Origin of the sequence: Pantoea sp. B65 (assembly GCF_047308185.1) — a bacterium.
Classification (GTDB): domain Bacteria; phylum Pseudomonadota; class Gammaproteobacteria; order Enterobacterales; family Enterobacteriaceae; genus Erwinia.
In genome coordinates this window covers 242,605-254,900 of record NZ_JAHXPU010000039.1, presented here as the reverse complement: position 1 = coordinate 254,900, position 12,296 = coordinate 242,605, and the positions used below count along the sequence as shown (strand labels likewise).

12 protein-coding genes and 1 other annotated feature are annotated in these 12,296 nt (G+C 55.1%); of the genes, 9 read left to right on the top strand and 3 right to left on the bottom strand.

The window, feature by feature from the left end:
- Positions 1-16 precede the first annotated feature (16 nt).
- Together JWF83_RS19445 and JWF83_RS19440 are read right to left on the bottom strand one after the other, a co-directional pair.
- A complete protein-coding gene (locus JWF83_RS19445; RefSeq protein WP_413652056.1) occupies positions 17-1,384 on the bottom strand; it encodes an APC family permease in 1,368 nt (455 codons plus the stop codon).
- A gap of 430 nt (positions 1,385-1,814) precedes the next feature.
- On the bottom strand, positions 1,815-3,233 hold the full coding sequence (locus JWF83_RS19440) for a glutamine synthetase family protein (RefSeq protein WP_413652055.1): 1,419 nt from the start codon (positions 3,231-3,233) through the stop codon (positions 1,815-1,817).
- 210 nt (positions 3,234-3,443) lie between these two features.
- On the opposite strand from JWF83_RS19440, the gene puuD reads away from it, so the two are divergent.
- Genes puuD through JWF83_RS19425 form a run of 3 tightly spaced genes read left to right on the top strand, consistent with a single transcriptional unit; the run spans position 3,444 to position 6,075 of the window.
- Positions 3,444-4,208: a gamma-glutamyl-gamma-aminobutyrate hydrolase gene (gene puuD / locus JWF83_RS19435; protein ID WP_413652054.1), complete on the top strand. Its 765-nt coding sequence runs from the start codon at positions 3,444-3,446 to the stop codon at positions 4,206-4,208.
- On the top strand, positions 4,205-4,762 hold the full coding sequence (gene puuR / locus JWF83_RS19430; RefSeq protein ID WP_413652053.1) for an HTH-type transcriptional regulator PuuR: 558 nt from the start codon (positions 4,205-4,207) through the stop codon (positions 4,760-4,762). Before puuD ends, puuR begins: the two co-directional genes overlap by 4 nt.
- A 35-nt stretch (positions 4,763-4,797) precedes the next feature.
- On the top strand, positions 4,798-6,075 hold the full coding sequence (locus JWF83_RS19425; RefSeq protein ID WP_413652052.1) for an NAD(P)/FAD-dependent oxidoreductase: 1,278 nt from the start codon (positions 4,798-4,800) through the stop codon (positions 6,073-6,075).
- Between the two features lie 41 nt (positions 6,076-6,116).
- On the opposite strand, the gene JWF83_RS19420 is transcribed toward JWF83_RS19425, so the two are convergent.
- Complete coding sequence (locus JWF83_RS19420; RefSeq protein ID WP_413652051.1) at positions 6,117-6,944, bottom strand: SDR family oxidoreductase; 828 nt, start codon at positions 6,942-6,944, stop codon at positions 6,117-6,119.
- A gap of 178 nt (positions 6,945-7,122) precedes the next feature.
- Here JWF83_RS19420 and hisL point away from each other — a divergent pair, with 178 nt between their 5' ends.
- From hisL to hisH, 6 genes are all read left to right on the top strand, one after another.
- Positions 7,123-7,170 (top strand): his operon leader peptide, encoded by a 48-nt coding sequence (gene hisL / locus JWF83_RS19415; protein WP_100396937.1) that lies wholly within the window; start codon positions 7,123-7,125, stop codon positions 7,168-7,170.
- Positions 7,146-7,268: a sequence feature (His leader region), on the top strand. It overlaps the preceding gene by 25 nt.
- A 68-nt stretch (positions 7,269-7,336) precedes the next feature.
- A complete protein-coding gene (gene hisG, locus JWF83_RS19410) occupies positions 7,337-8,236 on the top strand; it encodes an ATP phosphoribosyltransferase (protein ID WP_413652050.1) in 900 nt (299 codons plus the stop codon).
- A 4-nt stretch (positions 8,237-8,240) separates the two neighbouring features.
- Entirely contained in the window at positions 8,241-9,548 is a 1,308-nt protein-coding gene (gene hisD, locus JWF83_RS19405) for a histidinol dehydrogenase (RefSeq protein ID WP_413652049.1), read from the top strand.
- Positions 9,545-10,639 (top strand): histidinol-phosphate transaminase, encoded by a 1,095-nt coding sequence (gene hisC, locus JWF83_RS19400; protein WP_413652048.1) that lies wholly within the window; start codon positions 9,545-9,547, stop codon positions 10,637-10,639. The genes hisD and hisC overlap by 4 nt, the downstream gene beginning before the upstream one ends.
- Positions 10,636-11,703, top strand: a complete 1,068-nt coding sequence (gene hisB / locus JWF83_RS19395) for a bifunctional histidinol-phosphatase/imidazoleglycerol-phosphate dehydratase HisB (RefSeq protein WP_413652047.1) — start codon at positions 10,636-10,638, stop codon at positions 11,701-11,703. The genes hisC and hisB overlap by 4 nt, the downstream gene beginning before the upstream one ends.
- Positions 11,703-12,293 (top strand): imidazole glycerol phosphate synthase subunit HisH, encoded by a 591-nt coding sequence (gene hisH / locus JWF83_RS19390; protein WP_413652046.1) that lies wholly within the window; start codon positions 11,703-11,705, stop codon positions 12,291-12,293. Before hisB ends, hisH begins: the two co-directional genes overlap by 1 nt.
- Positions 12,294-12,296 lie beyond the last annotated feature (3 nt).

Here is a 12,296-nt window from a genome sequence, read left to right as displayed (position 1 = left end):
TACCGCCCAGACCTGACTACAGCAAATCTTCACCGCACTGCGGCACCGGATTACGGAAACTACGGGTGACAAACGCCAGGTAACTCAGGCCAATCGCTCCCCATACCAGGCCAAGGATCATCGAGCTCTCTTCCAGGTTGATCCACAATGCACCAACCGTCAATGCGCCGAGCAACGGCAGCACGAGATAGTTGAAGTTATCTTTCAGCGTCTTGTTGCGTCCTTCACGGATCCAGAATTGCGAAATCACCGACAGGTTAACGAAGGTAAACGCCACCAGCGCGCCAAAGTTTATCAGCGCCGTGGCGGTAACCAGGTCGAAAGTCACCGAAGAGAGCGCAATCACCCCCACCAGCAGTACGTTCAGCGCTGGCGTGCGCCATTGCGGATGAATATAACCGAAGAAATGCTGCGGAAATACGCCATCGCGGCCCATCACATACATCAGACGGGATACGCCGGCATGAGCAGCCATCCCGGAAGCCAGGACCGTCACGCAGGAGAAGATCAGAATGCCAAACTGGAAAGCCTTACCCGCCACGTACAGCATGATCTCTGGCTGTGATGCATCCGGATCTTTAAAGCGACTGATATCCGGGAAGTAGAGCTGCAGGAAGTAGGAGACGACAATAAAGATAACGCCACCAATCAGCGCGGTCAGGAAGATCGCTTTCGGGATCACCCGGGCGGCGTCTTTGGTCTCTTCAGACAGGGAACTGATGCCATCAAAACCAAGGAAGGAGAAGCAGAGAATGGTCGCACCGGTAATCATCGGCACCACATGCGCGTCCGCGGACCAGAACGGGCGGCTGCTGACCAGCGTACCGGCGCCTTCGCCGTGGGCCACGCCGTACACCACCATTGCCATAATCGCCACCATCACCGCCACCTGCAGCACCACAATCACGCCGTTGAAGTTGGCGACGGTTTTAATGCCACGCAGATTGGAAATGGTCATAAAACCGACCAGTAATACCACAAAGATCCAGGAAGGAATACCGGGGACCAGAGCTTCGAAATAAATTTTCGCCAGCAGAATATTGATCATCGGCATAAACAGATAATCAAGCAGCGAGGACCAGCCGACCATAAAACCAACCCAGGGGCTGATGGCTTTTTGCGCATAGGTATAAGCGGAGCCAGCCGACGGGAAGCGGCGTACCAGCTTACCGTAACTTAACGCGGTAAACAGAATAGCGACCAGAGCAAAAGCATAGGCGGTGGCGACATGACCATCGGTCAGACCAGAAACAATGCCAAAGGTATCGAACAGTGTCATCGGCTGCATATACGCCAGACCCATCATCACAACAGGCATTAGCGTCAGCGTTTTTTTCAGCTGCGCGCGCGACGGTGGTGCAGAGGTAACAGTATTATGCGACATGATTCAGCCTCCCCATAGCGTCAACCTTTCTGGGTTGAACCACCGGGAAACTTCGCGAGATGCGTCTAAGACTCTTCAGAGGGGAAACGGTGAAACCGGCAAGCGAAAAACGTCCTGCCACGGCGCCGTAATCATCACGTTGGCGAATACCGGCGATAACCGGCGCAAAGTTAAAGTATTGCCCCATCTTTCTTTTCCTCAACAAGACACGTTTATGCGTGCTTAAGCGTATATCTATCCGGAAATAGCTCCGGCCTCGGTTAAATGCAGTGGTGTTTGATGCAAAAAAATAACCGACGTGTAAGCGTCGGTTATGGTTTCTGATTTGCAGGGCGCATATTCTGCACTATTTCGGGGCAGAAAAACAAGCCATTGAGGACCTTAGCAGCAATTTCTTTTTGCCGGCCGCCGTCTGGCGCCGCAGTGGCTATCAGGCGTTTTTTAACATCCAGTCAATCTCTGTGGCGGTGATCAGCCGTTCGAAATGCATCAGCTCATGATGCTTACAGCTGTGCCAGACAAAGCCGAAACGCTCACCGAGCAGCTTCTGCAGCGCATCGCTCTGTTCAAATTCATACAGCGCATCGCTCTGACGAATCGGCAGAGGATTGCCCTCAGCTTCATGTCCGTTACCGGTCACCGCCGGCGGTAATGGCAGAGAATTATCCATCCCATGCAGAATACCGGCGAGGATCGCCGCCGCCACCAGATAAGGATTAGCGTCGGCCCCGGCGACGCGATATTCAATACGGTGATTGTCGATATCACCGCAGGGGATACGCAGCGCCACCGTGCGATTATTGTGCCCCCAGGAGGCCTGCAACGGCACAAAAGCGTCGGGCAGAAAACGACGATAGGCATTCACATTCGGCGCCAGCAGCGCCATCGATGCCGGCATCAGGTCAATCATACCGGCCAGCGCACGCTTTAGCAGCGGTGAGTCACTGCCATCATCGCAGGCAAAGGCGTTATGGTCGGCAGCATCCAGCATACTGATATGCACATGCATACCGCTGCCGGCATACTCTTCGTAAGGCTTAGCCATAAAGGTGGCGTTCATACCGTGGTTTTCTGCCACCTGACGCACCAGGCGCTTCAACTGGATGGCATGATCACAGGCGCTCAGGACATTACGGGTATGGCGGAGATTAATCTCAAACTGGCCCGGAGAGGCCTCCGCCAGAGCGCCATCGGCAGGAATACCCTGCAACCGCGCCAGTTCGTCGATATCACTGAGGACCTCAGAGAAGTGATCGAGATTATCGACGGAATAGACCTGGCTTTGCATATTACGTTCGTCGCTACCCGGCGCGCACGGCGGCTGAATATAGCCTTCGGCATCGCGCTTTTTGTCGACCAGATAGAACTCCAGCTCTACCGCTACCACCGGAAACAGACCTCGATTACGCAGTTGCTGCCAGAGGTGATTAAGGACATTTCGGGGTTCAACGTCAAAGGGAGTGCCATCTTGATTGCGCATGGTGAGCAGCACCTGCGCAAGATGTTCGGGGTCTGAAGCAGAGGGCATTAGCGTTCCGGCAACCGGAATACAGATATTATCAGGTTCGCCCAGCGCCTGACCTAAACCGGCTTCTTCTACGGTATTGCCGAGGATATCCATGGCGAAAACGGAGGCCGGGAAATAACAGCCTTTTTCAACTTTTGCCAGACTGGCGAAGGGAATGCGCTTACCGCGAAAGACACCATTGAGATCGTTAAGAAGAATATCAACATACTGCGTTTCAGGATGGCGTTCCAGATAGGCTTTCACCTCATGCTGGAACGCGCTGGTTCGTTGCCCTTCACTGTGCCTCGTGAAGTCTTCTACTTCCACAAGATTCGTCGTCATAATTCCACCCGCCGTTGACCGATAATTGGTTGTGCGTGATGCTCAAAATAACCGCCACATTTCTACCATAGCCCTAAGACAAAAAGTGTGCAAATGTTACATTTCAGTTTGAATAATGAACAAGCGATTGCTAGATTGAAAATATATTGCACAGTTTTACGCCATGTGCGCCTTGCCGGTTAATATTTTTGACAGCGCAGCGAGGAAAAGATGGGCATTATTTTTAACAAGCCATTGATTGGCGTAGTAATGTGCCAGATTGATAAAGGCGGCCACCCCACCCAGATGGTGCATAACAAGTATCTTGACGCCGTGGTGACCGCCGGTGGCGTCCCGTTTGGCCTGCCCCACAGTCTGATGAACCAACCCGGGCTATTAGAAAATGCTACCAGCGCGCTGGACGGTATTCTGCTCACCGGCAGCCCGAGCAATATCGAACCATGGCATTATGGCGAGCAGGGAGTGGAAGACTATGCTGACCCCGGACGCGATAAGCTTGCCTTCGCCTTAATTAGCCATGCTATCGCCCGGCAGATGCCATTAATGGCTATCTGCCGCGGCTTACAGGAACTGGTGGTCGCCACTGGCGGTTCGCTATATCGTCAGTTGCATCTCCAGCCTGGTTTTCAGGAACACCGCGAAGACGAATCGCTCCCTCTTGACGACCAGTATGCGCAAGCCCACCAGATCCAGGTGGAGCCGGATGGCCTGCTGTCCGGCTTAGTGCACGGCCAAAAGTCATTGTGGGTGAATTCGTTGCATCAGCAGGGAATTCGTAGTTTAGGTCCACAACTCCGCATCGAGGCGCGTGCCGCCGATGGGTTGATCGAAGCGGTCAGCCTGCCGCAGCATCCTTTTGCCTTCGCCGTGCAGTGGCACCCCGAATGGCATTGCGAGGAGTCGGCGCAGTCGCGCCTGTTGTTCGATGGCTTTATTAACGCCTGCAACAGGTATCAAAAGGAAATACGGCTATGAGCGAAGCCACTCTGGCGCCCGGACGACGTTTATCGCAGATCCGGCAACAGATGGGATTGTCACAACGGCGCGTCGCCGAACTTTCGGGACTGACGCACAGTGCTATCAGCACCATTGAACAAGACAAGGTCAGTCCGGCAGTCAGTACCTTACAGAAGTTATTAAAAGTTTATGGCTTGTCGCTATCGGAATTCTTCTCCGAACCGGCGATTGCCGAAGAACCGAAAGTGGTGATCGGCGCCGATGAGTTGATCGAGATCGGCGGTCAGGGCGTCTCCCTGAAGTTAATTCATAACGGTCTTAGTGAACGCACGCTGGCGATGCTGCTGGAGACCTATGAACCTGGCGCCACTACCGGTGAAAAAATCCGCCATCAGGGCGAAGAGACCGGCACGTTGCTGGAAGGCGAAATTATGCTGACCATCAGCGGCCAGAGCTATCAACTGCATGCCGGTGAAAGCTATGTCATTAATACCGGTAATCCGCACAGTTTTACCAATAACTCGACCCAACGTTGTCGCATAGTCAGTGCTCATACTCCGGCAACATTTTAAACCGCTATTTTTCCCCATAGCGCCAGGGAGGTTGTATGAAACACGTGGAAAGTTATTACGCAGCAACCGCCAACCTGCATGCTGACTGGCCACAACTGGAACAGAGTATTCAGTGTGATGTCTGCATTATCGGCGGCGGTTTCACCGGCTTGTCGTCGGCGCTGTACCTCACTGAAGCCGGATACGATGTGGTGCTGCTGGAGGCGGCACGCATCGGCTTTGGCGCCAGCGGTCGCAACGGCGGCCAGGTAGTTAACTCCTACAGCCGTGATATTGATGTGATTCAGCAACGTTATGGCGTCAACGTCGCCAAAATGCTGGGCAATATGATGTTTGAAGGAGCGGATATTATCCGCGATCGCATCGACCGTTATGCCATTGATTGTGATTATCGCCCCGGGGGTATTTTTGCGGCCCTGAATGCCCGGCAAATGGCGCATCTGCGCGCGCAGAAAACGCTGTGGGAGAGCTACGGCAATCAACAGTTAACCCTGCTGGACCAGGCTGCCATGCGCCGCGAAGTGGCGACCGAACGCTATGTCGGCGGGCTGCTGGATGAACGCGGCGGCCATCTGCACCCGCTTAATCTGGCGCTGGGCGAGGCGGAGGCTATTCGCCGTCACGGCGGACGCATTTATGAAAACTCCGCCGCCATCAATGTGCTGTACGGCGCGCCCAATATCGTCAAAACCGCCAAAGGCGACGTCAGCGCGAAATTTGTTATTTTCGCCGGCAACGCCTATCTGGCACCACAGATCGAGCCGCGTCTGGGTAATAAAAGTATGCCCTGTGGTTCGCAGATTATTACGACCGAACCTCTTAGCGCCGACGCGGCGCTGACGTTAATGCCGAACAATCGCTGCGTGGAAGACTGTAACTATTTACTCGACTACTTTCGCCTCACCGCCGATAACCGCTTACTGTATGGCGGCGGCGTGATTTACGGTGCGCGCGATCCGCAAGATATTGATGCGCTGATCCGCCCCAAGCTGCTGAAAACCTTTCCGCAACTTAGCGGACTGGCCTTCAGCTACCGCTGGAGCGGTAACTTCCTGCTGACGCTGTCGCGCATGCCGCAGTTTGGCCGGCTGGAGAATAATGTCTATTACATGCAGGGTGACAGCGGGCATGGCGTGACCTGCACCCACCTCGCAGGCAAGCTGATCGCCGAAACCCTGCGCGGTGATGCCGAACGCTTTGATGCTTTCGCCACCCTGCCCCATCTGCCGTTCCCTGGCGGACGCCGTTTTCAGATCCCGTTAACCGTAATGGGCGCCGCGTGGTATGCGCTGCGCGATCGCCTTGGCGTATAGCTGGCGCAATTTATTCCGCCGCGCCTGTCCGCATCCTTTTTCTACGCCAGTGGCATTTTCTGCGGGTCGGGCCAGCTGTATTCAAAACCTAACTCGCTGCAAATCTTACTGCCGTCAATAATTTTACCGCTGGCGGCAGTATGGTCATCTAAAAAAGTGGGTGGCGTCAGGCCCAGTTGCCGGGCGACCGCCGGATAGAATTTATTGCGCGGCGGATGGCCGGGAGCACTGAGGTTATAGATATGCCCGCCTTTCGGCGTCTGTAACAGCAAGGCGATCGCTTCCACCACATCATCGAGATGGACTAAATTGACCCCCTGCTCACCGTCGGCAACAGCGGTTTTTCCGGCGAGAAAGCGTCCCGGATGACGATGCGGCCCCACCAGACCGGAAAGACGCAAAATATCAACCGAGGTTCCCGGCAGGTCGTGCAGCCAGTTCTCCAGCTCCACCAGCGTCTTGCCCGCCACCGTTTCCGGCTGCAACGGACTGTTCTCTTTCATTATCCCGGTCGATTTACCATACACGGAGGTCGAACTGGTAAACACAATGCGTGGAACATTGAACGCCAGCGCGCTATCGACGATTTGCTGTACCGCCTGCACATAGTGAGCGCCGCCTGCCGCCGTTCGGCTGGCAGGCAAGGTGATCACCAGCGCATCGACGCTCAGCAGCGCCTCAAGATCGTCAGAATTGCAGATCAGCTCTGGCGTCAACTCCAGTTGATAGCCATCAATACCGCACATGCGTGCAGCCTCGACGCCATCCGGTGTGGTTTTACTGCCGCTGACCAGCCAGCCACGTGACGCCAGCGTCATTGCCAGTGGCATTCCCAGCCAGCCCAGTCCCACTATCGCGACTTTTTTCATTCCTTACCCCCCACACTGTTGCGCTCAGATCTTAAGGCTACGCCACAGTTTCAATGCTGACAATCGTCGTTAAATAAGAGAATTTTTCATCCTTTACAAAAAAGGGTTGCCATCAGCCTTCATCCTGGTTAGGTTATTTACACATTAAATGAATACCCATTCATCTACGGAATTTTTTATGACACGCGTTCAGTTCAACCACCATCATCACCATCACCCTGACTAGTCTTTCAGGCGATGTGTGCTGGGAGACGTCTTAGGATCTTCCAGTGGTGCAGAACGCAAGAGAGCCCCCGGAAGATCTACTTCCGGGGGCTTTTTTTTTGGACTTTACGCGCATCAAAAATGTTTCATTGCAAACCAGCAGATAAGAGTTAGAGAGGATAGTATCGATGTTAGATAACACCCGTTTGCGCATAGCTATGCAGAAATCAGGCCGTTTAAGCGACGACTCACGCGAATTACTGGCACGCTGCGGCATCAAGATTAATTTACAGCAGCAGCGTCTGATCGCCTTCGCTGAAAATATGCCTATCGACATCCTGCGCGTTCGTGATGACGATATCCCGGGCCTGGTAATGGACGGCGTGGTTGACCTCGGTATTATCGGTGAAAACGTGCTGGAAGAAGAGCTGCTGACCCGCCGCTCACAGGGTGAAGACCCGCGTTACTTTACGCTGCGCCGCCTCGATTTTGGCGGCTGCCGTCTGTCACTGGCAATGTCGGTTGATGATGAATATACCGGTCCGCAGTGCCTGCAAAATACCCGTATCGCCACCTCTTATCCTCACCTGCTGAAAAAGTACCTCGACAAACAAGGCGTTAATTTCAAATCCTGTCTGCTGAACGGTTCTGTTGAAGTGGCGCCGCGTGCCGGTCTGGCCGATGCCATCTGTGATCTGGTCTCCACCGGCGCCACGCTGGAAGCCAACGGTCTGCGTGAAGTTGAAGTGATCTACCGCTCTAAAGCCTGCCTGATTCAGCGCGACGGTGAAATGCCGGCGGCCAAACAGGAGCTGATCGATAAGCTGATGACACGTATTCAGGGCGTTATCAAAGCGCGCGAATCCAAATATATTATGCTGCACGCGCCAAGCGATCGCCTGGATGAAGTGATCGCCCTGCTGCCAGGCGCCGAACGTCCCACCCTGCTGCCGCTGGCCGGCGATAAGAGCCGTATCGCGATGCATATGGTGAGCAGCGAAACGCTGTTCTGGGAAACCATGGAAAAACTGAAAGCACTGGGCGCCAGTTCCATTCTGGTCCTGCCAATTGAAAAAATGCTGGAGTAAGGCCATGAGCGCATTCAATACTCTGATTGACTGGCAGACATGCAGTGCCGAACAGCAACAACGCCTGCTGACGCGTCCGGCGATCGCGGCTTCAGAGAACATCACGCAAACCGTGCGTGGCATTCTTGAAAAAGTGAAAAATGAAGGCGATGAGGCGCTGCGTTACTACAGCGCCACTTTTGACAAAACGCAGGTTGATGATCTGCGCGTCAGCGATGAGCAGATTGCCGCTGCGGTCGGACGACTGGGTGACGATATCAAACAGGCGATGGCCGTCGCCGTCGGCAATATCGAAACCTTCCACCTTGCCCAGCGACTGGCGCCGGTGGATATCGAAACTCAGCCGGGTGTGCGCTGCCAGCAGATTACCCGTCCGGTCGCCTCTGTTGGCCTGTATATTCCGGGCGGTTCCGCCCCGCTGTTCTCCACGGTATTAATGCTGGCTACGCCGGCGCGTATCGCTGGCTGCCGGCGCGTGGTGCTCTGTTCGCCGCCGCCGATTGCCGATGAAATTCTCTATGCTGCGCAACTCTGTGGCGTGCAGGAAGTGTTCCAGGTAGGTGGCGCGCAGGCGATTGCCGCCCTCGCGCTGGGCACCGAGTCAGTACCGAAAGTGGATAAAATTTTTGGCCCCGGCAACGCCTGGGTGACCGAAGCAAAACGCCAGGTCAGTCAGCGTCTGGATGGCGCCGCCATTGATATGCCAGCCGGCCCGTCAGAGGTACTGGTGATCGCCGATGCTGAAGCCACGCCGGATTTCGTCGCCTCCGACCTGTTGTCACAGGCAGAACATGGCCCGGATTCACAGGTCATTTTGCTGACGCCGTCGCGGGCGATGGCCGAAGCGGTCGCCGTGGCGGTAGAGCAGCAACTGAGCCAGCTGCCGCGGGCGGAAACCGCGCGTAAAGCTTTAGAGAGCAGCCGTCTGATTGTGGCGCGCGACCTGCAGCAATGCGTCGAGATCTCAAACCGTTACGGACCGGAACACCTGATTATTCAGACCCGTCAGGCGCGTGAGCTGGTTGACGATATTACCAGTGCGGGTTCGGTATTCCTTGGCGACTGGTCACCGGAATCGGCGGGAGATTACGCCTCCGGCACCAACCATGTTCTGCCGACCTACGGCTATACCGCTACCTGTTCCAGCCTTGGTCTGGCGGATTTCCAGAAACGCATGACGGTGCAGGAACTGACGCCGCAGGGTTTTATCGATCTGGCCCCGACCATTGAAATTCTGGCAGCTGCCGAGCAGCTGACCGCCCATAAAAATGCTGTGACATTGCGCGTTGCCGCGCTGCGGGAGAAAGCATGAGCCTGAGTATTGAACAGCTGGCGCGCGCCAACGTTCGCGCACTGACGCCTTATCAGTCGGCGCGCCGTCTCGGCGGTAACGGCGACGTGTGGCTGAATGCCAACGAATATCCGCAAGCGGTGCCCTTCGAACTGACGCAGCAGACGCTGAACCGTTATCCGGAGTGTCAGCCGCAGCAGGTCATTGCACGCTATGCCGCCTATGCCGGCCTGACGCCAGAGCAGGTGCTGGTCAGCCGCGGCGCCGATGAAGGTATTGAGCTGTTAATGCGTGCCTTCTGCGAACCGGGTAAAGACGCGGTGCTGTTCTGTCCGCCAACTTATGGTATGTACAGCGTCAGCGCTGAAACCATCGGTATTGAGTATCGCACCGTTGCAGCGCGCGCAGACTGGCAACTGAATCTGCCGGCGATTGCCGCCCAGCTTGATGGCGTAAAACTGATCTATGTCTGTAGCCCAAACAATCCCACCGCCAACCTGATCCATTCTGACGATCTGCGTCAGTTGCTGGAGATGGCGCGCGGGAAAGCCATCGTGGTGGCGGATGAAGCCTATATTGAATTCTGCCCGCAGGCGACGCTGGCAGGCTGGCTGCAGGATTACCCGCATCTGGTGGTACTGCGCACCCTGTCGAAAGCCTTTGCGCTGGCCGGACTGCGCTGCGGTTTTACCCTGGCAAATAAGCCGGTTATCGATCTGCTGATGAAAGTGATCGCCCCCTACCCGCTGTCAACGCCGGTCGCGGATATCGCCGCGCAGGCGCTTAGCGAGCAGGGTATTGCGTTAATGCGTCAGCATGTTGCCCAGCTGATTGCCACCCGTGAGTGGTTAATTGACGCCCTTAAAGGCTGTGATTGCGTGGAGCAGGTATTCGACAGCCAGACAAACTATGTGCTGGCTCGCTTTAGCGCCGCCAGTCAGGTGTTTAAGACACTCTGGGATCAGGGCATTATCTTGCGTGACCAGAATAAACAACCGGGACTTGCCGGATGCCTGCGCATCTCCATTGGCACCCGTGAAGAGTGCGAGCGTACTATCGCCGCGCTGAAACCTTTACCCGGCGCAGCAGCTGTATCCAGGGAGCAAGCATGAATCAGAAGACGCTTTTTATCGACCGCGACGGCACCATTATCTCTGAACCGCCGACAGATTATCAGGTAGATCGCATGGATAAACTGGCCTTTGAGCCAGATGTTATTCCGGTGCTGCTAAATCTGCAGAAAGCCGGTTATCAGCTGGTGATGATCACCAACCAGGATGGCCTTGGCACCAGCAGTTTTCCCCAGGCCGATTTTGACGGGCCGCACAATCTGATGATGCAGATCCTCAGCTCGCAGGGGGTGAAGTTCGACAATATTCTGATTTGTCCGCATAAGCCGGAAGATAACTGCGACTGCCGTAAACCAAAGGTACAGATGGTTGAAGCCTGGCTGGCAGAAGGCGTACTGGATAAAACCAACAGCTATGTGATTGGCGACCGCGCTACCGATATCCAGCTGGCAGAGAATATGGGTATCGGCGGCCTGCGCTATGGCAAAGATGGCCTCAGCTGGCAGCAAATTAATCAGCAACTGACGCACCGCGATCGTTATGCGCTGGTAAACCGTAACACCAAAGAGACGCAGATCAAGGTTGAGGTCTGGCTGGACCGCGAAGGTGGCAGCAAGATCAATACCGGCGTCGGCTTCTTCGATCATATGCTGGATCAGATCTGTACCCACGGCGGCTTCCGCATGAATATCGATGTGAAAGGCGATTTGTATATCGACGATCACCATACGGTAGAAGATACCGGTTTAGCCCTCGGTGAAGCGCTGCTGAAAGCCCTTGGCGATAAACGCGGTATTGGCCGCTTTGGCTTTGTGCTGCCGATGGATGAGTGCCTGGCGCGCTGTGCGCTGGATATCTCCGGCCGCCCGCACCTTGAATATAAAGCTGAGTTTAATTACCAGCGTGTTGGCGATCTGAGTACTGAGATGGTGGAGCACTTTTTCCGTTCACTCTCTTACTCCATGGCCAGCACTCTGCACCTGCGTACGAAAGGTAAAAACGATCACCACCGCGTCGAGAGCCTGTTTAAAGCCTTTGGGCGAACTCTGCGTCAGGCGATCCGCGTTGAGGGCAACACCCTGCCGAGTTCGAAAGGAGTGCTGTGATGAATGTGGTTATTCTTGATACCGGCTGCGCTAACCTCTCTTCGGTAAAATGGGCGATCCAGCGTCTTGGCTATCAGCCGCAGGTCAGCCGTGAAGCCAGTGTCGTATTGCAGGCCGATAAACTGTTTCTGCCCGGCGTCGGCACCGCTCAGGCGGCGATGGATCAGCTGCGTCAGCGTGATCTGATTGAGCTAATTAAAGCCTGCACTCAGCCAACGCTGGGAATCTGTCTCGGTATGCAGTTGCTCGGCTCCGCCAGCGATGAGAATGGCGGTATTGCCACACTGGGGATTATCGACCAGCCGGTTAAACTGATGAAAGATCATGGCCTGCCACTGCCGCATATGGGATGGAACCAGATTACGTCGCAGGCGGGCAATCGCCTGTTCCGCGGCATTGAGGATGGCAGCTATTTCTACTTCGTTCACAGTTATGCCATGCCGGTGAATGAATTCACCATCGCGCAGTGCAACTATGGCGAACCGTTTACCGCCGCAGTGCAGAAAGATAATTTCTTTGGCGTGCAGTTCCACCCTGAACGTTCCGGTGCGGCAGGCGCACAGCTGCTGAAGAACTTCCTGGAGATGTAATAG